Source organism: Serratia sp. DD3 (assembly GCF_000496755.2).
On the sequence record NZ_AYKS02000089.1, the window covers coordinates 58,392 to 83,068 of the forward strand.

Annotated in this window: 19 protein-coding genes and 1 other annotated feature (1 of these 20 only partly in view); of the genes, 14 read left to right on the plus strand and 5 right to left on the minus strand. The window is 47.3% G+C overall.

All coding sequences use genetic code 11. The annotated features are described in order from the left end of the window. The first annotated feature begins 471 nt into the window (after window positions 1–471). From IO95_RS17650 to IO95_RS17670, 5 genes are all read left to right on the plus strand, one after another. On the plus strand, window positions 472–2,319 hold the full coding sequence (locus IO95_RS17650; RefSeq protein WP_023492753.1) for a glycosyltransferase: 1,848 nt from the start codon (window positions 472–474) through the stop codon (window positions 2,317–2,319). After that, window positions 2,309–3,661, plus strand: a complete 1,353-nt coding sequence (locus tag IO95_RS17655) for a DUF3131 domain-containing protein (RefSeq protein WP_023492752.1) — start codon at window positions 2,309–2,311, stop codon at window positions 3,659–3,661. The genes IO95_RS17650 and IO95_RS17655 overlap by 11 nt, the downstream gene beginning before the upstream one ends. A 9-nt stretch (window positions 3,662–3,670) precedes the next feature. After that, complete coding sequence (locus IO95_RS17660) at window positions 3,671–5,251, plus strand: DUF3131 domain-containing protein (RefSeq protein WP_081878580.1); 1,581 nt, start codon at window positions 3,671–3,673, stop codon at window positions 5,249–5,251. Beyond that, entirely contained in the window at window positions 5,236–6,615 is a 1,380-nt protein-coding gene (locus IO95_RS17665) for a DUF3131 domain-containing protein (RefSeq protein ID WP_023489700.1), read from the plus strand. The genes IO95_RS17660 and IO95_RS17665 overlap by 16 nt, the downstream gene beginning before the upstream one ends. A 68-nt stretch (window positions 6,616–6,683) precedes the next feature. Beyond that, window positions 6,684–8,912 (plus strand): glycoside hydrolase family 2, encoded by a 2,229-nt coding sequence (locus IO95_RS17670; RefSeq protein WP_023489701.1) that lies wholly within the window; start codon window positions 6,684–6,686, stop codon window positions 8,910–8,912. A gap of 57 nt (window positions 8,913–8,969) precedes the next feature. Here the strand turns inward: IO95_RS17670 and IO95_RS17675 are convergent, their stop codons facing one another. Next, the gene (locus IO95_RS17675) at window positions 8,970–9,800 is read right to left on the minus strand and encodes a hypothetical protein (RefSeq protein ID WP_037386381.1); all 831 of its coding nucleotides are present in this window, start codon (window positions 9,798–9,800) and stop codon (window positions 8,970–8,972) included. A gap of 646 nt (window positions 9,801–10,446) precedes the next feature. On the opposite strand from IO95_RS17675, the gene IO95_RS17680 reads away from it, so the two are divergent. Genes IO95_RS17680 through IO95_RS17690 form a run of 3 tightly spaced genes read left to right on the plus strand, consistent with a single transcriptional unit; the run spans window position 10,447 to window position 13,234 of the window. Next, a complete protein-coding gene (locus tag IO95_RS17680; RefSeq protein WP_037386384.1) occupies window positions 10,447–10,812 on the plus strand; it encodes a GtrA family protein in 366 nt (121 codons plus the stop codon). Beyond that, window positions 10,809–11,735: a glycosyltransferase family 2 protein gene (locus tag IO95_RS17685; RefSeq protein WP_037386388.1), complete on the plus strand. Its 927-nt coding sequence runs from the start codon at window positions 10,809–10,811 to the stop codon at window positions 11,733–11,735. The genes IO95_RS17680 and IO95_RS17685 overlap by 4 nt, the downstream gene beginning before the upstream one ends. A gap of 8 nt (window positions 11,736–11,743) precedes the next feature. Beyond that, a complete protein-coding gene (locus tag IO95_RS17690) occupies window positions 11,744–13,234 on the plus strand; it encodes a glucosyltransferase domain-containing protein (protein ID WP_235186788.1) in 1,491 nt (496 codons plus the stop codon). A 108-nt stretch (window positions 13,235–13,342) separates the two neighbouring features. On the opposite strand, the gene IO95_RS17695 is transcribed toward IO95_RS17690, so the two are convergent. Beyond that, window positions 13,343–16,072 (minus strand): cation-transporting P-type ATPase, encoded by a 2,730-nt coding sequence (locus tag IO95_RS17695; protein ID WP_023492768.1) that lies wholly within the window; start codon window positions 16,070–16,072, stop codon window positions 13,343–13,345. Window positions 16,073–16,595: 523 nt separating this feature from the next. On the opposite strand from IO95_RS17695, the gene sltY reads away from it, so the two are divergent. Then, window positions 16,596–18,515, plus strand: coding sequence for a murein transglycosylase (gene sltY, locus IO95_RS17700; RefSeq protein ID WP_369794376.1), 1,920 nt, complete (start codon window positions 16,596–16,598; stop codon window positions 18,513–18,515). 121 nt (window positions 18,516–18,636) lie between these two features. Next, window positions 18,637–18,966 carry a trp operon repressor gene (gene trpR, locus IO95_RS17705; protein ID WP_023489662.1) on the plus strand — a complete coding sequence of 110 codons (330 nt, stop codon included), beginning with the start codon at window positions 18,637–18,639 and terminating at the stop codon, window positions 18,964–18,966. Window positions 18,967–18,985: 19 nt separating this feature from the next. Here trpR and yjjX read toward each other — a convergent pair whose 3' ends face one another. Further along, window positions 18,986–19,528, minus strand: coding sequence for an inosine/xanthosine triphosphatase (gene yjjX, locus IO95_RS17710; RefSeq protein ID WP_023489663.1), 543 nt, complete (start codon window positions 19,526–19,528; stop codon window positions 18,986–18,988). A gap of 135 nt (window positions 19,529–19,663) precedes the next feature. On the opposite strand from yjjX, the gene gpmB reads away from it, so the two are divergent. After that, a complete protein-coding gene (gene gpmB / locus IO95_RS17715) occupies window positions 19,664–20,311 on the plus strand; it encodes a 2,3-diphosphoglycerate-dependent phosphoglycerate mutase GpmB (RefSeq protein ID WP_023489664.1) in 648 nt (215 codons plus the stop codon). Between the two features lie 57 nt (window positions 20,312–20,368). On the opposite strand, the gene robA is transcribed toward gpmB, so the two are convergent. Next, window positions 20,369–21,238 carry an MDR efflux pump AcrAB transcriptional activator RobA gene (robA, locus tag IO95_RS17720; RefSeq protein WP_023489665.1) on the minus strand — a complete coding sequence of 290 codons (870 nt, stop codon included), beginning with the start codon at window positions 21,236–21,238 and terminating at the stop codon, window positions 20,369–20,371. A gap of 280 nt (window positions 21,239–21,518) precedes the next feature. On the opposite strand from robA, the gene creA reads away from it, so the two are divergent. Continuing rightward, a complete protein-coding gene (gene creA, locus IO95_RS17725; RefSeq protein WP_023492763.1) occupies window positions 21,519–21,998 on the plus strand; it encodes a protein CreA in 480 nt (159 codons plus the stop codon). 90 nt (window positions 21,999–22,088) lie between these two features. Here creA and arcA read toward each other — a convergent pair whose 3' ends face one another. Then, window positions 22,089–22,805, minus strand: a complete 717-nt coding sequence (arcA, locus tag IO95_RS17730) for a two-component system response regulator ArcA (RefSeq protein WP_023492762.1) — start codon at window positions 22,803–22,805, stop codon at window positions 22,089–22,091. Between the two features lie 854 nt (window positions 22,806–23,659). On the opposite strand from arcA, the gene IO95_RS17735 reads away from it, so the two are divergent. Next, complete coding sequence (locus IO95_RS17735; RefSeq protein WP_037386395.1) at window positions 23,660–24,346, plus strand: tRNA/rRNA methyltransferase; 687 nt, start codon at window positions 23,660–23,662, stop codon at window positions 24,344–24,346. 212 nt (window positions 24,347–24,558) lie between these two features. Beyond that, window positions 24,559–24,627: a thr operon leader peptide gene (gene thrL / locus IO95_RS24310; protein WP_152554967.1), complete on the plus strand. Its 69-nt coding sequence runs from the start codon at window positions 24,559–24,561 to the stop codon at window positions 24,625–24,627. Continuing rightward, window positions 24,566–24,677 (plus strand) — a sequence feature (Thr leader region) (it continues 5 nt past the right edge of the window). Its footprint overlaps the gene before it by 62 nt.

Sequence of the window (24,677 nt, forward strand, 5' to 3'; positions counted from 1 at the left end):
TTAAACATTGGCTGGGGCCTAGGGGGCACGAGCATTGTTGGCGTTATTTGAGTTTGATATCCAAAAGGCGCAGCTCACAACGAGTAACCATACCGTTAGATGACCGGACGCAGCTCACATTGTGCATGTTTACTACATGCTGATTTTTGCTTTTTTTTCAATCAATTATAGGTTAATTGTTTGATTAAAAATGATTTTATATTTTTTTTCCTGGTTTGCCAACCACAGGTGGCTCAACTATATTTAATCGTTGATTAGCACTTTTTAAGTGATTGAAGTATTTGACATCGCCAGTGAGCGGTGGGCAAGTGAATACTCATTATTTGAAATAAACGGGGCGCTAACTCCTTTTGTTCATGCGAAAAATTTATGTGACAACGGGGGCCCAAGTTCATTCAAGTTGCAGCCAACACCGCTGTAGCTTGAAAGATGAAGGGGATAGAGCGTACCCGGGATAGGACATTGGCTTATATGGGATTTTACTTTTCAGCGTTTGAGAAACGGACCCCTCCTGCACCTTTGCGTCACCGCAAGGGGATTGAGTGTGTTTGGCAAATCCTGTCGGTCACCGCGCTGGTGTGTGGTGCAAATTATATCCGCTGGCGCTGGATGGAGTCGTTAAACTATGACGCCCTCTGGTATTCGGTTCCTTTGCTACTTGCTGAAACCTGTGCCTATGTTGGCACCATTTTTTTTACCATCAACCTGTGGAAGTTACAGGACTACAAACGCCAACAACCCCCTGCCACCATAAATCAGTGTCTGGAGCCCTCGGCTCAACATGGTGATGACCGACCAATTAGTGTGGATCTGTTTATTGCCACTTATTCCGAGGATGTTGAACTGGTCCGATTATCCATCATCGATGCCAATAAGGTGACTGTACCCAACGCGATTAGCTATAAAATTTATGTACTTGATGATGGGCGGCGAGCAGAAATGCGCCAGGTGGCAGAGGAGGAAGGGGTCAATTATATTACGCGAGACCAAAACACCGGCTTTAAAGCTGGTAACTTGCGTAATGGCATGGAACTCACCGATGGTGATTTTATTATTATCTGTGATGCGGATACGCGCGTTTTTCCTTCGATTCTCTGCGATACATTGGGTTATTTTCGCGACCCAGATGTGGCTTGGGTCCAGACGCCTCAATGGTTCTACGATATTCCAGCAGGCAAACCCTTACCGAAGAAGTTACAACAGCGGTTTGGTAAAGGAGGATATTATTTAGGTAAGGCGGTGGAATCCTGTATTGGGCCTATTACCATTGGGCATGATCCTTTTGCCAATGATCCTCAGATGTTCTACGACATTATTTTAAGACGGCGTAATTGGGCCAATGCGGCGTTTTGTTGTGGTGCGGCATCGATACACCGTCGTGAAGCGGTGATGCAGACAGCGCTGCGAAGATATCATCATGATATTGAAGCTGAAATTGATAAGTACACTGACGATATCGAACATGAAGAATTTAAAACCTCATTGCGCGGGGCGATGCTGAGACAGGTGGCTAATGAAACAGAATTGATGCCGTATAAGTTTCATGTTTCCGAAGATATTTATACCTCGTTGATGTTGCATGGTGATCATGAACGTCGTTGGCGTTCAGTGATGCATCCCGAGGTTGAATCGAAGATGTTATCACCACAAGACCTGCTTTCCTGGATGATTCAGCGCTTTAAATATGCGGCCGGTTCAGTGGATATCCTGTTCCATGACCGACTGTTCAAACGTGGCAATCTTAACCTTAGTGTGCCGCAGAAACTGATGTATGGTTCGACGTTTATCTCTTATATGGCCTGTATCTGGAATACGATTTTCCTGATTGCCCCGATGATCTATCTTTTTACCGGCATTCCTCCTTTGTCGGTCTATTCGACGCCTTTTTACCTCCATTTTATCCCTTTCTTTCTGTTGTCGGAGGTGGCTTTTATGTTTGGCACCTGGGGAATTTCAGCCTGGGATGGTAAAGCCTCTTATCTGGGGCTGTTTTCCATGAACTTGCGTGCCATCGATACCGTATTGCGCGGGGAGAAAATCAAGTTTCATGTGACACCGAAAGAGCGGCAACAAGGTAATTTTCTTGGTTTGGTCAAGCCGCAACTGGCGATTGTTGGCGTCACCTTATTGGCCTTGATAGCGGGGGGATTGCAACTTTACTGGGGGAGAATTGAAGATCCCTCTGGTTTTTTAATTAATATCTTTTGGTGCTCGCTGAATATCGCTGCGATGATCCCGATGATCCGTGCGGCACTTTGGCAACCAGAGCCATCCGAAGAGGAGATGGCGGTGCCGGAGGAGATATCCAATGTCAATTAAGCAGGATCTGCTGAAAGCGAGAAGCTATCTTACGGTGATTATTGGTTTTATGTTGGCCTTTAGTATTGTTTTTTATGTTGAAAAGCATACCAATCCGGCGAATATGAAATTGCCGCAACTACAGTTAAGTGAGAACTTCCCCACGCTACCCACAACGCGCGGGTTGGATTATCAGGAAGCGGTCTGGGCAAGAGTGGCCTGGCAATACTTTGTCAATAATACTCAAGAGAGTGGTTTGGTTAATTCTGCTGACGGTTTGCCTTATACCAGCCTGTGGGATTGTGGGAGCTATCTATTAGCCCTGATCTCTGCTCATCAACTCAATGTTATCGATGATAAAGAACTTGATGCGCGTATGCAGAAGGCATTAATGGCCTTGAGTTCATTACCCTTGCATCAGGGTAATGTGCCTTATCTCTACTACAGCACAACAGACCTAAAACCGCTTTCGACCGCTTATGATGTTGACTATTCGTTGGTGGATCTCGGGCGGTTGTTGGTCGCGTTCAAGGTGATTATCTGGCGTTATCCGCAATACAATGCCTTAGTTCAGCAAACGGTGAAACATTGGGATCTGGCCGCTTTATTCGATATGGTGAAAGATAATGCCTCACTGAAAAGCCGTCATAAGCAAGCCCATTTTAAGCCTAATAATTATCGCAGCGGTTACGGTTATTCGCTGTATGCCATTAACGGTTTGTCATTAATTAATACTTGGGCTGGGATCGTATTGACGAATAGCCGGCAACAATTTGATTTTATTACCGTCAATGGCATAGACATCCCTGATGATGGTAAGGCGACAATAAGGGGTAAGCCGTATCCTGTTATCAATAGCTTACCTTATATTCTCAGTGGCCTGGAAAATGGTTTTAATACCGAGTCAGCCGAGATTTCATGGCGCATTATTCAGGTTCAGAAGATGATTAACCAGAGTAGTGACAGGCACAGTTACGTTAATATGGGGCTAACGAACATTCTTTCTGTTGTCGGAAAAAAACAACCTAATAGCGGGGCGTTACCATCAGCCCAAGATAGTGCGTTACCTCGTAATAAGGTTGCGCTTTCTCTTTCAACGCAAGCCGCCTTTGGCTGGAATGCCTTATTCAGTACTACCTGGACCCAACAGGTCAGGCAGCAAGCAGCAACGCTGTTTGTACCGGGCAGAGGTTGGATTGAGGGGGTGGAGGCACAGAGCCAACAACCCAGCAAGTTAATTACGGCGACAACCAATGCAGTCATTCTGGAAAGTCTGATGTATACGGCTCAAGGAAAGATGGTCTGCTTTGCCTGTCAGAATACAGAAACCGCCTCTGCGGAACAATCTTCAGGATCTCATTAAGGAGCACTCATGCGTTTGCTACCCTTTTATTTGTCACCGCTGAGGTTTTTCAGTCGTTTAGTGGTGAGTATGTTGGCAGTGACCACCTTATTAGTGGGGAGTTCGTTCTGCGCACTGGCAGAACAGCAGCTTCCTGCTAAAGATTATCCTGTGCGTCAAGGTGAATTGACTGAGCGTGAAAGAGCCATGGCTAACCGCGCCTGGGAGTATTTCGTCACTAACTATCAACCTACCACTGGGTTGGTGAATGCGGTGGACGGTTACCCTTCTACGACGATGTGGGATACAGCCTCTTACATTGCCGCTGTGGTTGCAGCTCGAGAGTTAGGCATTATAGATAAAGCTGAATTCGACAAACGGATGATCAAGTTGCTGGGGACGCTCAATAGTATCTCGCTATTTCAAAACGAGATGCCGAATAAAGCCTATAACACTATTTCTGCAGAAAAAGTGAACTATATGAATAAGCCAGGCGAGATCGGTTTTTCACCGTTGGATGCTGGCCGCCTGCTGATCTGGCTACGGATCATTAAAGAGCGTTATCCTGAATATGCCAACGGTGTTGATAATGTGGTGCTCAGATGGGATTTCACCAATGCGATAGATGGCTGTGGGACCATGTATGGCGCCATCGTTGGTGGTGATAAGAAGACTATTTATGTGCAAGAAGGGCGGCTTGGTTATGAGGAGTATTCGGCGCGGGGTTTCCAACTTTGGGGGTTTAACACCTGTCAAGCTTCACGCCCGGAACCCTATCAGCTGAAAGATATTTATTGTGTGATGGTGCCTTATGATTCGCGTGATCCTCGTGAACATGAGCAACATAACTATGTGGTGATGGAACCTTTTTTCCTGCAAGGCATGGAGTTTGGTTGGGGTGAAAAGAGAACCGATGTGCAGGAAAAGGCTGCCATTCTTCCTGAATGGGTACATGACTTTGGCGATCGAGTTTACCAAGCGCAGGAAAATCGTTATTTGATCACCGGGATGGTGACCGCCCGTACAGAACACCAACTAGACCGTGCCCCTTACTTTGTTTATGACACTATCTTTTCAGATGGTTTCGACTGGAACACCATCACGGATAAAGGCAAGTTTGTGCCTGAGTTCTCTGCGGTCTCATTGAAGGCAGCTTTGGGGATGTGGGCGTTATGGCAGTCTTCTTATACTGACCATTTGTTTAATATGATTGAAAATGCCAGTGAGAAAGGTAAAGGATTTTATGAAGGACTTTACGAAAACGGAAGTGGACCAATTAAAACCTTCACCGCGAATAATAACGGCATTATGTTGGAAGCGCTGTTATTCAAAACACAAGGCAACATCCTGAAATTGAGAGTACAAGATTCGCAAGCGAAAGATTTTGTGCCGTCAATTTGGAACCAAAGGCTATTGAACGTTTTTGAAGAAGATAATAAACGTTTGAATCGGCCCTTTATTTCACCGGATAAAGGTACGCGCAGTTGGTGTGAACGGACCGGGGTGGCATTGCGTGAGGCACCAACTTGCACGGCATGCCAGTGTGCGCAGTGTAGCGAGGATTTGCCCGTTAAACTTCCACCGGCGCTTTCATCATGTACCAAAAAATAACAGGCAAAATACTCCTTTGGCTGCTGTTTGTATTGGTGGTTGCGCTGGTACTGTTTCCAGTGCGCATCCAGCAAGGATGGCAGTATCTTTATCAAGGCGGTTGGCAGTCGCAGGGGCGGCTAGGGCCGCTGACGGCGGAAGAGCGTCAATGGGCAACTATCGCCTGGCGTTATATAGAGAACAATACTCAACCCACAACTGGGCTGGTAAATGGGAGTGACAATTACCCGCTGACGACGGTAGGTCAGATTGGCGACAGCATGATGGCGGTGCTTGCTGCCAAACAACTGGGGGTAATTGAGCCGGCAGAGTATGACCGGCGGATAACCACCTTGCTTGCCACACTACAAGCGTTGCCATTGAAGGATGGCATCGTCAACCGCCATTACCGCACTACCGATGCCGCCATGGTAGATTCAACGGTAAAACCTGCGGCAACAGGGTGGTCAGCGCAGGATATTGGTCGCTTGCTGGTTGCTTTGCGCCTGGTTCGTAATTTATCGCCTGATTATGCTTATTATGTCGATAAAACCGTCGTGAACTGGAACTTTTGCCCACTGTTTGATTCGCAGGGTACCTTGCTGAGTGGCAGGCGCCAGAACGGCAAACTGTCTACCCAAGATGATTTGCGCTTGGGTTACAGTGAATATACCGCCCTGGGATTCCAATTATGGGGTTTTTCTGCCGCCAATAACCTCGCCTTACCGTACAAAAACATTCAGATATATGGCATCCCCTTAGCGATAGATGAGCGTGACCCGCGGACTACTGGGGTGAGTGATGCACTGACTTCAACTCCCTATATCCTGGCTGGGATGGAGTTTCAATGGCAGATACCGGGGAATGAGACGCAGAGCGAGGCGTTGCGCCGCCAGGCACTAAACATGCTTAATGTGCAGCAATTACGTGCCGAAAAAGAGGGAATATTGACTGCACGTGCCGACTTCTCACTGAATGCAGCCCCTTGGACCATTAGCGATACCGTTTTTGCCAGTGGTTTTCCCTGGAATACGCTGGATAGTAAAGGGAATTTCCGGCCTGAGTATGCTCAGCTTTCAACAAAAGCACTGTTCGGTATGTGGGCATTGTGGAATACCCCCTATACCGACCAATTGATGCGTCTGGGGCAATGGCATAATGATCCGCAACGGGGCTGGTTTGAGGGGCGTTCCGAGCGGTCGGGTAAATTAAATAAGGCGTTGACGTTGTCAACCAACGCGCTGGTATTGGAGTCCTTATGGTACAAAAGCGCTTATGGAGTGTTGGTACGTGACAACCCTGCTGGTGCCTTTGAACGCATGCGTCAGGAAGTCTTTAATCGCCCAAAAACCTGCTTGCCATTCGAACCGCCGGGTACGATGTGATGACATTGCTGGGGATAGCATTCAACACCGTGATTATCACCAGCCGGGATATTTGTTGAGGTATAGAAATGAACCGTCTTAACTTGCTGTTCCCGTTACTGTTGATTGCCGGGTGTGTCCAACAGGCACCTTCAAGTGTGCCACCCTTGGCCGATATCTCACTAAATGGTACTTGGTGTATCAAATTGCCGCCGCCTGCTAGCGCAGATGCACTGCCGTTGTTCAACGACAAAATATGTCAACCGATGCAGGTACCGGCAAATTGGTTCACACAGGGCGTTGATCGCCACGGTGTCGTCTGGTACCAGACGAACTTTTTGTTGCCAACGCTCACCTCGGATCAAATGGCAACGCTGATATTCAATGGCGTTGATTATTCTGCTGATATCACGCTCAATCAACAACCGCTTGGGCAACATAAAGGTTATTTCCAGCGATTTGCCTTCGATATCACGCCAACTGTTGGGGCTGATAACCAGCTATTGGTTAAAGTTGACAGCCCAATTGAAAAGCCTGGTCCCCATTGGTATATGCACAAAACGCTGATCAAGGGGGTACTTGCTCACCATGATACTCGCCCCGGAGGGGCTTGGTCGGAGCGTGGACAAGAAGCTAATTCTGGGGGGATATGGCAATCCGTAATGGTACATGTCAGTCGTGGGGCTGCCATCGACAATTTGCTGACCTCTGTGGATTGGCAGGACGGGCTTACCCAGCCCCAAGTCAAGGTTGAGATTGATTACCGGGCCAATGCTGCGCGTCATGCGGAGCTCGTTATTGAACTGACCCCTGATAATTTTACTGGGCGTTCTTATCGCTTTAGCTATCCGGTTGCCCTTAAACGTTCCCCTGACAAGACACAACAACTGTCATTCAGCCAGAGGGTGCCAAACCCAACGCTTTGGTGGCCTGCGGGTTATGGTGAGCAGAATCGTTATCAACTCCGAGTCTCACTAAAAGATAGTGATGGCTTGCTTGACCAGCAAACCATTAAGACCGGGTTACGTAAAATCAGCCAGGATAACCTGAATAACAGTTTGTTAATCAATGATAAGCGGATGTTTGTTCGTGGTACTAACTACATTGGTTCTGTCTGGCTGGGGAGCATGGATGGTGAAAAATACCATCGTGACCTGCAACTGATGCGTGAGGCGAATATCAATACGGTACGTATACATGCACATATTGCGGGTCAGGCGTTGTATGAGCAGGCGGATCGTATGGGCATACTATTGTGGCAGGATTTCCCGCTACAGTGGGCTTATGACGACAGTCCGTCCATTGTTGATGAGGCGAAGCGTCAAGCTAACGACCTGTTACGGCAATGGGGTAACCACCCTTCCATCATCGTCTGGTCTGGGCAGAATGAGCCGCCGTTCGATTCTCCATGGATGAAATCACGTAAGGGGTGGACACCCACACTGAATAAAACGCTGACTGATCAGGTTGCCCAGGTCTTGAGCCAAGACGATGGGCGGATCGCGCATGCTTGGTCTTCGGTTAATGAGCACCCATGGTTAGGGTGGTACTCCGGTAAGATGCAGGATTATCTCAAGCCAACTCGTAGTCGATATGTGACTGAGTTTGGCGCGCAAGCCCTGCCTAATATAGAGACGCTACGTACCATTATTCCAGCAGATAAGTTATGGCCTGGTACCACCAATGATAAGGCGCCTGGCTGGGATATCTGGCGTTACCATAATTTCCAGCCCAAAAATACATTTGCCATGGCTAAAGTGCCAATGGGCAAAGATATTGAAGAGCTGATTGCCAATACACAAAAATATCAGGCAGACCTGATCCAACTGGCGGCAGAGAGTTACCGCAGGCAACGTTATCAGCCAGTGAACATGCTGTTTCAGTTCATGTTTTCTGAAACCTGGCCCTCGATAAACTGGGCTGTCGTCGATTATCTGCGGCAACCCAAGCGGGGATATTACGCACTGCAACGTGCCTATCAGCCAGTGCTACCTTCCATTCAACCGATAACGCAGAACTGGATAGTAGGGAAATGGGGGCAGATTGGTTTGTGGGCGATTAATGATCGTTGGCAAACTTATCCTGATGCGACGCTGCATTGGCGTGTACAGCAGGCAGGTCATGTTATTAGTCAAGGGGCAGAGCGGGTTGATCTGGCGGCAGATAGTGGCCAGAAAGTGATTGAGCTGAAGGTGCGCCCTCGGGATCAGCAAACCATGGTGGTTGAGGCAGAATTACGTGATAAAGCAGGGAACGTGTTGGGGAAAAACCAATTCTCTTTCAGTAATATCAAGGCGCAATCAGCAAAGGTGAAGTGATCGTTTTCCCAGCAACTTGAATGACGACGGGGTAGGTTGCCGGGTTATTCAAGTTGCTTACCAGGGAAGTGTCCAGCTAATACTCACTGTTCCCGATCTGAAATTGGCGGTTGGATTACTTTTCCAAGGGTAACGTGTACCACTGTAGTTATCATAACGTATCGAGATAGCACCAGGTTTATAACCGGAATTATAACCAAAGCTATAGGTGTAGTCAGAGTTCCAAGGCTGTTGTTGGTTTTTATCCGGGTAATAGAAACTAGAAAGCCGCAAAAAATAGTGACCTTTAAGGGTATAACCGCAACTTGCCAATAAAACGTTTTTATGGCGCTTGGTGGCATCACTGACGCTGTCATAATAGCGATAGGAGTAGGTATAACCAACCTGACACCCTATGTTGTCATCTTTATTAATCAACAGATGTTTTTCAATGCCTTCAGGTAGCTCGAATTTATAGGCAGAAGTAAATGACCCAGTCTCAAACTCAGTAATTTGCGAGCCTTTTTGTGGGAAAAAATGGTTATCTTCCGCATAGTTGCTGTATATAAAGCTAAAGGTATTAGGACGCCAGTCATCATAGCCAAAACTGTAAGAAAAACGGGTAGCGTATTTATTCACTTCCTGCAATGGGACATTCACCGTGGTGTTAGCAAAAAAGTTACTTAAGGGTGAATATTGCATGCTGAACAGAGCGCGATGATTCAGCATCTCCCGGGTTTCAGAAGTTTCTCTGCCGGTAGGAAGCGTGATGTCTGATCTTTCTAAGGGAACACTGTAGGTGAGTGCAGTAGAAAATGAAGCTTCACTGCCTGAGAACAGGCGTGACCAGGGGGTAGTAAACACGTTGACGAGCGGTTTTTCACTGGTCTTGCCCGCTGCATGTGCCATAGGAAGTGCGAGAGTCGTCAGCAGGCACAAAGTAGATAGCTTATAGACAACGGGAATTAACCGATCATGAGGACAAAATCGATTAATTTTGTGCTTGGCGCTATTCGGCATTCCGGCATACCTGCTATGACCTATTCTCTGCTCCTATCCTAAGAAAATTTGCAGATATTGTCACACTAAAATAGTCTGATCTTCAAAAATAAGTATTGTCATAACAGGAATCATGCTTCTTTGGGCACTATTGTGACAATTGCAAGTCAAAGTACGGTTATTTCAGATGCACGCTATACCAAATAATTTGATTTACCGGTCAATTGTAATGCGAGAGGCATTTGAAATATCGCTAAAGGCAGTGAGGGAGGCAATCTTTGGGGGAGAGGGGGCAGAAACCAGAGTCGATGGGTATTGCACCAAAATGAGGCTGTAAAGGTAATTTTCCGCACTATAGTGGCCGACAAAATGAGGCACAACAAGGTGCCAAGCAATTATCTGAATAGTATTTTTTATTTCCATTTATCAACAACCATAAAATAATAGAAATCCAGTGATCTGGATCACATTTTTGGCGGTGGGTCGGAGGACATAAAGGCACACCCTGAGTTCACTATTATAATTAACACATAGCAAAATTATAATGAGTTTAGGCATGTGGAAGTTATTCACCAAATATGGTGTTGTTGGTATTTTAAACACGTTGATACATTGGATGGTCTTCCTGTATCTTTACTATGAATTACTGCAAAAACAAGCTATTAGTAACTTGGTGGCGTTTGCTATTGCGGTCACTTTCTCATTTTTTGTCAATGCACGATTCACGTTTAAAAGTTACGTGTCGTTGAAGCGCTATGTACTGTATGTGGCTTTTATGGGGGCCATGAGTTGGTTGGTGGGCGCTTTAGCTGATAATCAGAAGATAAATCCGATACTAACGATGACTATTTTCTCCGCAATAAGTTTAGTGTTCGGTTTCATTTACTCGAAATATATCGTTTTCAGGACAAAACCCCAATGATAATATCGCTTGTAGTGCCTGTTTTTAATGAGGAAAAGGCAATTCCCATCTTCTATCAGGCTGTACGTAATCAGCCGGAGTTATCGCCGTTTGATATTGAGATCGTGTTTGTCAATGACGGTAGCCAAGACAAGACAGAAGTCGTCGTTAATGAGTTAATTAAGACCGATCCGCTGGTATTGCTGGTCGATCTTTCACGCAATTTTGGCAAAGAACCAGCCTTGTATGCCGGATTGAAGTACTCCACTGGCGATGCCGTTATCCCTATTGATGTCGATTTGCAGGATCCTATCGATATTATCCCTAAATTAATCGAATCTTGGCAGAATGGTGCAGATGTGGTGCTGGCAAAACGGACCGACCGCCAATCAGACAGTCGATTGAAACGGCTCAGCGCCGCCTGGTTTTACCGGATACATAATATCGTTTCCAACCCGGAGATTGAGGAGAATGTGGGGGATTTCCGCCTGATGAGCCGCCAGGTGGTTGATGCAGTCATGATGCTCAATGAACGCAATCTTTTTATGAAAGGTTTGCTCAGTTGGGTCGGGTTTAAAACAGAAGTGGTCACTTATGCCAGAGCTGAACGTGTTAGTGGTACTAGCAAGTTTGGTTTCTGGAAGCTATGGAACCTCGCTTTAGAAGGAATCACCTCGTTTAGCACCATCCCTTTGCGTTTTTGGACCTATATCGGTATGAGCATCGCTTCGTTGTCGTTTTTTTATGCTCTCTATATGGTTATTGATAAAATTGTTAATGATAACCCGGTGGCAGGTTATCCCTCTTTGATCTCTATTGTGTTGTTTTTGGGCGGGATCCAGCTTATCGGGATTGGGGTTCTCGGGGAGTATATTGGCCGCATCTATGTTGAGACCAAACATAGACCACGTTTTATCGTCAAGAGCTTAAAGGGGAAAAAATGAGCCATCTAATGAATAAGCAAATTTCTGCAAGGAATGCCTTTGTCTTTGTTTTAACTTGCTGCATGCTCTATGCTTTCCCGATTATTTTGGCAGATGTCTATTATCGTGATGACTTTGAAAGGGTGCTAAACCCAGCCGCAGGGTGGTATACGCTCGGGCGCCCCACTGCTGACCTGCTGATGCGGTTATTTTCGTTTAATATTTTTGAGCTTACCGATACCGCACCTTTTACTCTGTTGTTGGGGATTCTGTTTATCTCTTGGGTCCTCTGGACGGTAGCAAAGAGAAATGAAACTATTTTAACCATCGGTTCTCTTTGCCCCTATATTTTGTTGCTGATTAGTCCATTCTTTTTACAAAATATCTCCTACAAGTATGACAGTCTCCCGATGATTGCTGCACTTGCCATCTCGATACTGGCTTATTTTTATCCACGAGATAGAGGTGTTAAAAGTTATCTTATCCCCATGGCCTATCTTTTTTTAGCGTTGACGCTGTACCAGCCGTGTACCAATATTTTTATTGGCTTATATGGTGTTAACCTATTAATTGGTTTTAATAAAAATAGCCGTTCACCATTACAAGAGACACTATGGGCAGGTGTGGTGTTATTATCGGCTTATATTTTATATTTTGTTATTATCAATAAAATGCTGGGGATGAGTGGTGGTCGTGATGCCATGGTCCCCTTGCCAGAGTTGGCTGATTATCTTATTAAACATACTAAGATTTTAATTCATTATATTAAGTCTGCTATTACCCGTGAATTGAAAATCATTCTTTATGTTACTTCTTTGTGTGTTGTTTATGCGTTTTTCCTGAATGTTTATAACTTTCTGCAAGATAAACAATGGAGTGTGAGTACGCTGTTATCTTTACTGCTGATGGTGTTGTCGCCGATAGTGATCTTCCTTGCTTTTCTTGGGCCATTGTTTTTGCTTAGGGAAGGGATGACGGATGTTCGGGTGTTATCTGGGGTTTCTGCAACACTATTTCTGCATGGCTATTCTCTCGTTGTAGTTTTGAGAAAGCTAAAACCTAAATGGATGTTGTTAAGTCTGGTTCCGGTATTTTATTTTACTGCGGTGAGTTTCCAATATGCGAATGCGGTAAAAAATCAGCACATCTATGAGGACCGTATTTTTTCGTGGTTGATCTATGACTTGATGGCAGTCAATGCCAATAACCACGGAAAGATTTTTATCAATAACTACCCCGGTACTGCACCTATCACCCAAACTATTGTCAACCATCAGGCGATTATTGATTTGATGTATACCCCATCTTATGGCTGGATCTCGAGGCGCACCCTCTATTCTATGGGGCTCAATAATGTCGATTTGGGGTGGGGGGATAACTATGGCGATATGTTGCAAACGGTTTGCAGTTCGTCATCAACACCGCTAAAAGATAATAAGTTTTATACGATTTATGCCGTGGGTGATAATACCTTGGTTTGGTTCAAGAATAAGTTTAAAACCTTGTGCGGTAAACGGTAAACGGTAAACGGTAAACGGTGGCACGTTAAAACGGTTTCAGAATGAAAACGCCCGGCAGAGATGCCGGGCGTTTGCGTTTCAGTGCGGGGTTAACCCACGACTACCATATTATACCGTGGTTTTACGACGCGCTTTGAAACTGTTAATAATCCATTTTTCCACTTCTACAATCAGGAACAGCCCCACCGCTATCATCAGTGTCACGCCCCAATAGAACAGGGGTAGTGGGGCAGTACCGAACAGTGAGTTCATAAACGGTAGATAGATGATGGCCAGTTGCAGCAAGAACAGCACACCACTCACTAACCATAGGCCTTTGTTGAGGAACACCTGGCGGTTGAGTGGGAAACGGTCATTGGTACGGCAGTTGAACATGTAAACCCACTGTGCAGTCACTAATGTTTGCAACAGTACAGTACGGATGAGTTCGCTGCTATAACCGCGCGGCTCCATCCAGGCTTCCAGGATAAAGGCACTGATGGCAATCAAGGTCCCGACGAAGGCGATACGCCAGATAGCGTGCAGATCCAGTACATTACTACCGGGGATCCGTGGCTTACGGTGCATCACGTCTTTTTCTGCCGGTTCATAAGCCAGACCAAAGGACAAGGTGGTCGAGGTGGCCATGTTCATCCATAAGATCTGGATAGGCGTCAGTGGCAGCATGGCACCCATTAGAATGGCGATGATGATCAGTAGCCCTTGCGCCAGGTTGGTTGGCAATACAAACAGAATGGTTTTCTTCAGGTTGTCGTAGACACGGCGACCTTCTTTTACTGCACTGGCGATGGTGGCGAAGTTATCGTCGGTCAATACCATATCGGCGGCCTCTTTGGTCACCTCGGTACCTTTAATCCCCATGGCGATGCCGACGTCAGCCTGCTTCAGTGCGGGAGCATCATTGACACCATCACCGGTCATACCGACGACGCCGCCCTTATCCTGCAAGGCTTTTACCAGGCGTAGTTTATGTTCCGGGCTGGTACGGGCGAAGATATCGTAATGTACCGCGGCTTCTGCCAACGCTTTATCATCCATATGTTCCAGTTGGGAACCGGTGATGGAGTCCTGACTGTTGCCAATACCTAACATGGCACCGATAGCCATCGCGGTTTTCTGGTGGTCGCCGGTGATCATTTTCACGCGGATACCAGCCTGCTGACACTCGGCGATAGCGGCAACCGCTTCTGGCCGCGGTGGGTCCATCACACCGGCGATACCGATAAACACCATCTGTTGGCGAATATCGTTGTGATCCAGTTCGGTTTCGCCATCAGCGGTGGTTTTGCTGGCAGCCGCCACCATACGCAAACCTTGCTCGGCAAAGCGTGACATCTCCGCTTCCCAATAGTCGCGGCGGAAGGGTTGAACACCCGCATCGGTCAGTTCAAATTCACATAAAGCGAACAACACATCAGGTGCGCCGGTAAGGAATATCTGATTCTTGCCTGCTACCTGGCTACGTACTGCCATATATTTGTAGCTGGAATCGAATGGAATTTTAGCCACTTGCTGTGTTTGACCGACATCCAGCTCCGCTTTCATGGCCAGCACTTTCAGGGCACCTTCGGTTGGGCTACCGGTGACCCCCCAACGACCATGCTCATCCTGTTTGACATGGCTGTCATTACACAGCGTGATGGCGGTGATAAATTGCGCCAGTGGGGGAATATCCTGCACTTTCACTGGCTGGTTGCTATCGCTAGGGAAAATAGCCCCAACAGGCTGGTAGCTTTCACCTTCAACACGGAATGAACGGTCGGCCATGATGACGTTTTTTACCGTCATTTCGTTCATGGTCAGGGTGCCGGTTTTGTCCGAACAGATCACCGTCATTGAGCCGAGTGTTTCCACGGTGGGCAGTTTACGGATGATGGCTCGGTTACGCGCCATGGCCTGCACACCCAATGACAGAATAATCGAGATGATAGCTGGCAAACCTTCAGGAACCGAGGCAACCGCCAGGCTAATCAGTGCCACCAGCAGTTCACTGAACGGCATGTCGCGCATTGTGAAGGCAAACAGGAACAGCAACACCATCATCACCAGGATCAGCATAAAGATGCTTTTACCCAGGCGATCCATTTGTTGTAACAGGGGGGTACGCTGAGTCTCAACGGTTGAGATCATCTCGCTGATATGGCCTAGTTCGGTAAAGCCCCCGGTAGCGATGACCACCCCTTTGGCGTTGCCGGCGCTGATGGTGGTACCCGAGAATAGCAGGTTGGTGCGATCGCCAATCATCACTTCATCGGCAATGGGGTCGGTTTGCTTGGATACCACGGTGGATTCACCGGTAAGAATAGCCTCTTCAACCTGCAGATTATGGGATTCCAACAAACGCAGGTCGGCTGGGATTTTATCGCCGGGGCGCAGCAAAACAATATCCCCTGGCACCAGGTCTTCAGCGTTCACCGTCTGGTTAATACCATCACGTATGGCGATCGCCTGGCTGGACAGCATGTTACGAATGCCTTTCAGTGATTTCTCGGCACTGTTTTCCTGCACAAAACCGATTAGGGCGTTGATCACGGCAACACCAAGAATCACGACAGTATCGATCCAATGGCCCATGATGCCTTTAAGCAAGGCCGCCGCTAACAAAATATAAATCAGGACATCATTAAAGTGGGCGATAAAACGGATAAACGCACTTTTCCCCGCCTGTTCTGGCAGAGCATTGGGACCATACTTTTTTAACCGTTCAGCGGCTTCTTGAGCGCTCAGGCCATTTTGCTGGCTATTGAGCTGTTGAAGTGTGTCTTCAACATTATGCTGGTACCATGGCTTACTCGCCTTGGGCGACTCATGATAGTCATTGGGGGTGTGCTTTGGCATTTAAGGCCTCTCCTAAAGTCAAGCGTACTCAAATTTCAGTCTGTGCTGTCTGCTCTTTAGTCGAAATGTTATTCCATTATTTGTGGCACAGAGAGATGATTGTTGTGTGTTTTCAATCAATTCTTTATCAATTATTCCGCTGCATGATAGTCGATAATCAAAAACTTGTCTTATTGATCTCAGCGGACAAAAGCACATTAATACTCCCTGTGCTGTTAAATATGAAAATGCTTCTAAATAAATGTTTTTACAATGTAATTGATTTGTATAACAACGAACGATCTACTATAGAGAACTATAGAACAGAGAATCTATTGCTGTGGTGAAATTTTTCTTATAATCAATCCTGTCATACCCAAGTTTATTCAGGTTGTATCCTAAGGGAGCCAGGCAGTGGTTTCCCGTTATCGGGCGTGAGACACTGCACCCCTAGAAACTACAAGTCCATTGACGGCTGACTGAGTCGGTAATGAGCGTGATTTGTTGCAAGATAACCCAGCGAGGAAAGGTAAGTATGTCCAAGGTGGATAAATGGCGGATTTGGGCGGTAGGGCTGAGCCTTACGGTCTTCTCGAGTGCAGTTGTCGCGGACTCTTTGGATGCCCAACGTCAGCGTTACCTGCAAATCAAGCAGGCTTGGGACAGCAATCAGATGGCGACGGTACAGCAACTGATGCCGACGTTGCAGGATTACCCACTGTATCCTTATCTGGAATACCGCCAATTGGCACAAGATTTGAGCATCGTCAATGTGGCTCAAGTCAGTCAGTTTTTGCAGCGCAACCCAACACTGCCGCCCGCTCAGTCGCTCTCATCGCGTTTTGTGAATGAACTGGCCCGCCGTGAAGATTGGCGTACTCTGCTGGCATTCAGCCCACAGGAACCGAAAGCCGCAGCCGCTCGTTGTAATTACTATTATGCCAAGTGGGTAACCGGTGAGCAGCAAGTTGCTTGGCGTGGTGCCGGGGATATTTGGCTGAGTGGAGAATCGTTGCCGAGTTCTTGTGACAAACTATTCAGCGTCTGGCAGTCGGCGGGCAAGCAAACGCCTGCCGATATTCAGGCTCGGATGAAACTGGCGCTAAAAGCGGGTAACAGTGGCCTGGTAAATGCGTTGTATCGCCAACTCCCGGCTAATGAGCAGACCATGGGGGAGGCACTGGTTCGGTTACAGAATGACCCTGGTACGGTGGAGTCTTTTGCTCGCAGTGCCGGCCCGACAGACTTGACGCGTGCTGCAACCATGATCGTATTTGCTCGCCTGGCGCGTCAGGATGCGGAAAATGCACGGCTGATGATCCCAACGCTGGCCCGTTTGCAGAAAATGAGTGACGGCGAGAAGCTCGAGTTGGAGGAGGCGGTAGCTTGGCGTTTGATGGATAACAATGCCACCTTAGCTCAGACTCAGTGGCGCGATCAGGTGATCTTGCGTAGTCAATCGTCTGCTTTGCTTGAACGTCGAGCGCGTATGGCGTTAGGAATGGGGGATCGTCAGGGGCTGAAAACCTGGCTGGCCCGTTTGCCGCAAGAGTCGCGTGATAAAGACGAGTGGCGTTACTGGCGTGCGGTTCAAATGATTGATGAGGGGCAGCGTAGCGAAGGGGAAGCCACCCTACGCAGCTTGATGCGTGAACGCGGCTTCTACCCGATGGTTGCGGCGCAAAAACTCAATGTGCCTTACCCGGTGATGGTGGAAGTGGCGACCAAGCCAAGAGCCGATTTAGTCAGTAGGCCCGAGATTGACCGGGTACGTGAGCTGATGTACTGGAATATGGATAATCAGGCGCGCAGTGAATGGAGCTCGCTGGTGGCTAGCCATAACCGTGCTGATCAGGAGGCGCTGGCGCGTTATGCTTTTGAGCAGAAATGGGCTGAGTTGAGTGTACAGGCGACCATTGTCGGCAAACTTTGGGATCATCTGGAAGAGCGTTTCCCTATCGCCTGGGAAGCGGAATTCCATCGTGCGACTGAAGATAAAGGTATCACCCCCAGCTATGCCATGGCGATAGCCCGCCAGGAGAGTGCCTGGAACCCGAAAGCCCAATCCCCCGTGGGGGCGGCAGGCTTGATGCAGGTGATGCCGCGTACCGCGGAGCATACCGTGCAATTATATGGCATTCCAGGTTACAGCAGCCCAAGTCAATTGTTTGATCCAAAAACCAATATCACTATTGGTACCCACTATCTTGAGTCGGTATATCAGCAGTTTGGCCGTAACCGTATTCTCTCTTCTGCGGCTTATAATGCCGGGCCATCGAGAGTTAATACCTGGTTGGGTAATACCGAAGGGCGTGTTGACGCAGTGGCCTTTGTAGAAAGTATTCCATTTAATGAAACCCGCTCTTATGTCAAGAATGTGCTGGCGTATGATGCATTTTATCGTCATTTCATGAATCGACCCGCCAAAGTGTTGACGGATGCTGAGTGGTCAAGGCGTTACTGATAGGGCAGTTGAGTAAATAAGATGCCGGGAAGCCCATGGAGGGCAACCCGCTCTAAGCCAACTTGAAAGAGAACCCGGATATGCTAAGCTGCCGTACTAGTTAAATAGTATGGTGAATGTCATGACGCAATTATCCCTTAATGATCCCGCGCTCTCAGAGCAAGGCAATGAGGATTGGCTGCTCTTTGTTGCGCTGTTGAATCATGCGTTCTCACAGGATTTGCACCAACCGTTGCTGCAATTGTTGCTGACACCGGATGAGCGGACTGCGTTGGGTACCCGCGTGCGAATAATTCAGGAACTGATGCGTGGTGAGATGAGCCAGCGTGAGTTGAAGAATGAACTGGGGGCGGGTATTGCCACCATTACCCGTGGTTCGAATAGCTTGAAGGCAGCAAGTCCGGCCTTGAAACAGTGGTTGGAGCAGCAGCTATTAGGAGACACCGACTAGGTCAGTGTCTCCTAATCGATTATTGATGGTGGGTGGTGTTGAGATGTTGGCGATAAATCGGATTATGGAACGGCACCAGTGCCAATAATAATGCCTGATGATAAACGCTGGTACGGCTTAATCTACCATCAGTAAACAGACCAATAGCTCCCCCTTGGCGTTTCACTTCTCTATTCCCGGTGATTAACGCCATTTCATCGCCTAATTCGCTCCCGGCGCGAATTCCCTGTAAAATCGACTCTGGCAACATCAGGCTGGCAGAGCGTGATTCACCACGGGTTATCGGGTTTTCTATGGTCATCCAGGCGAAGGTCATATTGTCCTCGATCCCGGCCTCTACGCCGACCCAAAAGTCTGCTTCAGGTCTGACCTGACGAGCCTCCATAACGCGCTGGCGTGAGCCGGTGCGGGTTTCAACATTACCAATGGGCTGCAGTGAGACCCCACTTGCGACGTCAACAGATTCAATGCGACACTGGTCTGCGCCAAAAGTATCTTCAAATGCCAACTGGATGGCTTTAATCTTTGCCGGATTGGTTGTTGCAGCGACAACATGATACATAACAGATTTAGCTTCCTTTACTTAATGTGGGGCTATGTTTGCCAGTTTGGGTGATGACCCTAGGCGACCATCAGTGCGAAGCAAAACACGGTCAGCCGATAAACTCAAGTTTCACGCGATATAACGGAAAGAAATATGTTACAGGTATACCTCGTTCGCCATGGCGAAACAGAATGGAATGCAGTACGCCGCATTCAAGGGCAGTCTGATAGCCCATTAACCGCCAAGGGCGAACAGCAGGCGCATTGGGTTGGTAAACGCATGAGTCATGAAGGTATTACCCATGTGATTACCAGTGACCTGGGCCGTGCTCGCCATACCGCGCAAATTATCGCGGATGCTTGCGGTTGTGACGTGGTTCTTGATGCTCGGCTGCGAGAGTTGCATATGGGCATTCTAGAAGAGCGCTTGATCGATAGCCTGACACAACCTGAAGAACAGTGGCGTAAACAGATGATTGATGGTACTGCCGAAGCACGGATCCCTCAAGGTGAATCTATGGGGGAGTTAGGGAAACGTATGCGAGCAGCCCTGGACAATTGCCTGATGCTGCCGCAAGGGAGTAAACCACTGATTGTCAGCCATGGCATTGCATTGGGATGCTTGATCAATACCGTGCTTGGGTTACCACCCTATGCTGAACGCCGTTTGCGTTTACGCAATTGTTCGTTGTCACGCCTTGACTATCAGCAGAGCCCATGGCTGGCTCCCGGTTGGATTGTGGAAACAACCGGGGATGTCTCACATCTGGACATGCCTGCGTTGGATGAACTGCAACGCTAGCTGATGGCTTAATTCGCCATCCGTCGTCTCAGTGGCCATTGGCTCAAACGGCAAAACTTAACGACGGACGGGGATCAGATAGTCGCAACTCAGTTGGGAAATAGCCTGAGGTATGCGGCGCTCACCTTCCGGGTAGAAGCGTTCAATATCGCACCCTTTGCGCCGGGTCAGTTTTAGTGACGGTAAACAGGAACCGTATAGCATGAGAATAAAGTCTTGCAGTCCAGCGGGGGGGCCTTGGTAGTGGAAAAGGGCATATTCCCCTTGTTGCAGAACGAAAGGCTGACCCACTGCAACTTCTTTTGGCACGTGATGTGGTTCTAGCGCGGTGGTGTATAACACCTCCTGCTCATCCTCTTTTTCCTGACTGGCACGGGAGTGATGCAAACCATAGAGTACCGGTGGCAAGGTTTCGGTTGCCCCTAAGTATTGGCGCCAGTATTGTCTGCGCAATTCGGTACGGAAGCTGGAAATCTGCTCCAAGGTACAGGAGTAACTCTGTGTCTGACCAATCAGATGGAGTTCCGGCATGATGATAAATTCTGGATTTGGCAGCGTAAATGCCTCTAATCGTATCGGTGGACAGATACCTAATGCACTCCAATTTTCAGTGCGGCGATATAAGGCGGGTGTTTGTGCAAACTGCTTTTTGAAGGCGCGCGTAAAGGTTTGTTGTGAGTCAAAACGATACTGTAAGGCAATATCCAGAATAGGGCGGCTGGTCAAGCGTAAGGCGACGGCGGCTTTGGATAATCTCCTGGCGCGGATATAAGCACCAATGGCATTTCCCGTGACCTCTTTGAACATCCGTTGCAGATGCCATTTAGAGTAACCTGCTTTTGCCGCAACGTTATCCAACAGTAAGGGGTGGTCCAAATGGCTTTCCAGCCAGTTAAGTAGGTCACGAATGATATTGGCTTGATCCATAGATCTTCCTCGTAAAACTTGAGGGTCGGAACCCGCACTATTTAGGGTGTATCGGTATCATGTCAAAATAGATGATAGAAGCGATGTTAACCAGCATAAAACGATGACGATAGGGCATCATAACAACTTTTTTCTTCCGCGACTTCCAAAGATTTTTTTGCTCCCTATGTCAAAAAAAAGAGATGTGAGTCACAATGATCCCGCCTCTATGACCCGAAGGTATCGCTGTTATTAATTTCTGCCCTATCGCTAAATGGGCACCTTTTTTGGAGTTAAGGTAATGAAAAAAGGATGGATACTCTTTTTCAGTTTAGTGGGTTTAACGGCCAATGTTGTACAGGCAGAGCAGGTTGGATCGGTTGATACGGTATTTAAGTTGCTCGGCCCAGACCATAAGATTGTGGTTGAAGCATTCGATGATCCCGATGTTAAAAATGTCACTTGTTATATCAGTCGTGCCAAAACAGGTGGTATCAAGGGGGGGCTTGGTTTGGCGGAAGATACCTCGGATGCCGCAATTTCCTGCCAGCAGGTCGGGCCAATTGTGTTGAGTGACAAAATCAAAAGCGGTAAGACGGAAGGTACGGTGGTATTCCAGAAACGCACTTCTTTGGTGTTTAAGAAGCTGCAAGTCGTGCGGTTTTATGATGCGAATCGTAATGCGTTGGTTTACTTGAGCTATTCCGACCGTTTGGTTGATGGCTCGCCGAAGAACGCGTTAAGCGCTGTGCCGATTATGCCGTGGGGTGAAGTTAAATAAGATAAAGGACTATCAAGTTGCAGGACAAAACGGACAGCGTTTTTATCCTGCAGCTTGAATCGAATGGCTATCAGCAATAATCAGAAGGGATCAATCCTCCAGATCACCACAGAAGCGATAACCTTCGCCATGAATAGTGGCAATGATTTCTGGCGTGTCTGGCGTGGATTCGAAGTGTTTACGAATACGACGAATGGTCACATCAACAGTGCGGTCATGGGGTTTGAGTTCGCGGCCCGTCATTTTTTTCAACAATTCACCACGGGACTGGATTTTGCCTGGATTTTCGCAAAAATGCAGCATAGCGCGGAATTCACTGCGTGGCAGCTTGTATTGTTCCCCTGCTGGGCTAATGAGAGAACGGCTGTTGATATCGAGTTCCCAACCATTGAACTGGTAGCTTTCAACCAGTTTGCGCTCTTCGCTGGTACTGCCCAGATTCATGGTGCGTGAGAGCAAGTTGCGTGCGCGGATTGTCAGCTCACGTGGGTTGAAGGGTTTAGTGATGTAGTCATCGGCACCGATTTCCAGGCCGAGGATTTTATCGACTTCATTATCACGGCCGGTCAGGAACATCAGTGCAACGCTGGCTTGTTCACGGAGTTCACGAGCCAACAGCAAGCCATTTTTTCCTGGCAGATTGATATCCATGATAACCAGGTTGATATCATTTTCAGACAGAATGTTGTGCATTTCTGCACCGTCGTTGGCTTCATGAACGATGTAGCCTTCCGCCTCGAAAATGCTCTTCAGGGTGTTTCGCGTGACTAACTCGTCTTCGACAATCAGAATGTGCGGGGTCTGCATATTTGCTACCTAAAATTGCTAACAAAATAGAAAATACAGGAGTCGTTATTTTCTTCATGAAGGACAGAGATACAGCTCACGTTCCCTTCTTACCAACGACTAAAGTACGTAAACTCGGTTCTTGATGCGCTTTCCACCTATGTCAACAAGATCGCTAGCTTGCGGGGGATGCTATTTTCTACAGCCCCAATGATGCCAAAACGGCGCACATGTTAACCCTATTAACAGCAATATAACAGTGTGTGCCGTATTCATCACCCAACAAAACTACGCTTTGTTGACATATATCAAATTTAATTGTAGCACGTTAACAGTATTGTGAAAAACACCTATGAAAATGCCAAGTTAAGGGACTGCATGACTGATTCTGTGAACGATTCAGCATTGTTAAACAGACGAGGCTAAATGCTCTAGGATTTTGTTTTGTAGAATATCACAAACTGTTGTTTTTTAATAAAATAAAGGCGTTATTTGCAAAACTGAAAGTTTCCAATTATTTACTGTTTGAGAAAGGTGTTTAGCGATGTTTTATTAGCATGACATTTTTTATGTTAAGGATTTGTATTTTGTGATCAAATGAATTTATCCCCCTATTTAATCAAGTTTCAGTCATAAAGCGTGAGGTAAATACCAATAACTTTGTCACAGTCAGTGATGGGCGAACTCATCAAAGCCCTGTAGATTGAATGGCGAGAGGATAACCTCACTTTTACTAGACTCAAGTTCAATGAAGTTGCAGGTAGGCGGCAGCGAATGAAGCCCTAGGAGCATAGATAGCTATGTGACTAGGGTGAGAGAGAGTAGCAACACCGCTGCAGCGTCATTGGCGACGGGTATATATTGTTGGAGTAGTGATGCAGTTTCATATCGTGTTGGTTGCGCCAGCCCGGCCAGAAAACGTAGGTGCGGCAGCGCGGGCGATGAAAACCATGGGGTTTACTTCCTTACGCATTGTCGACAGTGAGGCTCACTTGCAGCCTGCGGCGCGCTGGGTCGCTCATGGTGCTGGCGATGTTTTAGATGCCGTTCAAACCTATCCTTCTCTGGAACTGGCGCTGGCAGATATTGATTTTACCATTGCGACGACGGCTCGCAGCCGCGCGCGTTTTCATTACTATTGTACCCCGCAGCAATTGGCTGAGCAGTTGATGGAGCGTCAACAATGGGTAGGGCAAGCGGCATTGGTATTTGGCCGCGAAGACTCCGGCCTGACGAATGAAGAGTTGGAACTGGCGGATTTGTTGACGGGTGTGCCGATGGTGGCTGACTATCCGTCCCTTAATCTGGGCCAGGCAGTGATGGTGTATTGCTATCAATTGGCTGAGTTGATGGCTGTCAGTGAGCCGTCGGTTCCCACGGCGGATACCGGTCAATTACAAGCGTTACGCTTACGATTAGAACATTTATTGAGCATTTTGGACGTAGCAGAAGATCAGAAATTGCGTGACTGGATCCACCAACGGTTAGGTATCTTGCAACAACGGGATATGGTGATGTTACATACGTTGCTACACGATATCGAAAAAAAATTGATTAAGTAATGGTTGTGTAGTCATTGATTAATCCAGTGATATGCACTATTTTTAAAACCATATTCTTATGTTTTGTTCTGATAATTTACATTTATTCCGTTTTATTGCATAGATTAATCTATGGGTGGAAAATGAACAAAATAAAAAATAATTTGACTTGGTAAAGAGATTGCTTTAACCAATAGAAGTAACAGAGATATTTATTGAGACAGACAAACAGAATGCGAAGCATCAGCCTGAACACCACAATTATTACCACCACCGATACCACAGGTAACGGGGCGGGCTGACGCACACCGAAAATAGAAAAAAAGCCCGCACCTAACCAGTGCGGGTTTTT

Excerpts from the sequence above, each read along its gene's own strand:
- IO95_RS17650 (WP_023492753.1), top strand. The coding sequence starts at position 472 with ATGGGATTTTACTTTTCAGCGTTTGAGAAACGGACCCCTCCTGCACCT.
- IO95_RS17655 (WP_023492752.1), top strand. The coding sequence starts at position 2,309 with ATGTCAATTAAGCAGGATCTGCTGAAAGCGAGAAGCTATCTTACGGTG.
- IO95_RS17660 (WP_081878580.1), top strand. The coding sequence starts at position 3,671 with ATGCGTTTGCTACCCTTTTATTTGTCACCGCTGAGGTTTTTCAGTCGT.
- IO95_RS17665 (WP_023489700.1), top strand. The coding sequence starts at position 5,236 with ATGTACCAAAAAATAACAGGCAAAATACTCCTTTGGCTGCTGTTTGTA.
- IO95_RS17670 (WP_023489701.1), top strand. The coding sequence starts at position 6,684 with ATGAACCGTCTTAACTTGCTGTTCCCGTTACTGTTGATTGCCGGGTGT.
- IO95_RS17675 (WP_037386381.1), bottom strand. The coding sequence starts at position 9,800 with ATGGCACATGCAGCGGGCAAGACCAGTGAAAAACCGCTCGTCAACGTG.
- IO95_RS17680 (WP_037386384.1), top strand. The coding sequence starts at position 10,447 with ATGTGGAAGTTATTCACCAAATATGGTGTTGTTGGTATTTTAAACACG.
- IO95_RS17685 (WP_037386388.1), top strand. The coding sequence starts at position 10,809 with ATGATAATATCGCTTGTAGTGCCTGTTTTTAATGAGGAAAAGGCAATT.
- IO95_RS17690 (WP_235186788.1), top strand. The coding sequence starts at position 11,744 with ATGAATAAGCAAATTTCTGCAAGGAATGCCTTTGTCTTTGTTTTAACT.
- IO95_RS17695 (WP_023492768.1), bottom strand. The coding sequence starts at position 16,072 with ATGCCAAAGCACACCCCCAATGACTATCATGAGTCGCCCAAGGCGAGT.
- trpR (WP_023489662.1), top strand. The coding sequence starts at position 18,637 with ATGACGCAATTATCCCTTAATGATCCCGCGCTCTCAGAGCAAGGCAAT.
- yjjX (WP_023489663.1), bottom strand. The coding sequence starts at position 19,528 with ATGTATCATGTTGTCGCTGCAACAACCAATCCGGCAAAGATTAAAGCC.
- gpmB (WP_023489664.1), top strand. The coding sequence starts at position 19,664 with ATGTTACAGGTATACCTCGTTCGCCATGGCGAAACAGAATGGAATGCA.
- robA (WP_023489665.1), bottom strand. The coding sequence starts at position 21,238 with ATGGATCAAGCCAATATCATTCGTGACCTACTTAACTGGCTGGAAAGC.
- creA (WP_023492763.1), top strand. The coding sequence starts at position 21,519 with ATGAAAAAAGGATGGATACTCTTTTTCAGTTTAGTGGGTTTAACGGCC.
- arcA (WP_023492762.1), bottom strand. The coding sequence starts at position 22,805 with ATGCAGACCCCGCACATTCTGATTGTCGAAGACGAGTTAGTCACGCGA.
- IO95_RS17735 (WP_037386395.1), top strand. The coding sequence starts at position 23,660 with ATGCAGTTTCATATCGTGTTGGTTGCGCCAGCCCGGCCAGAAAACGTA.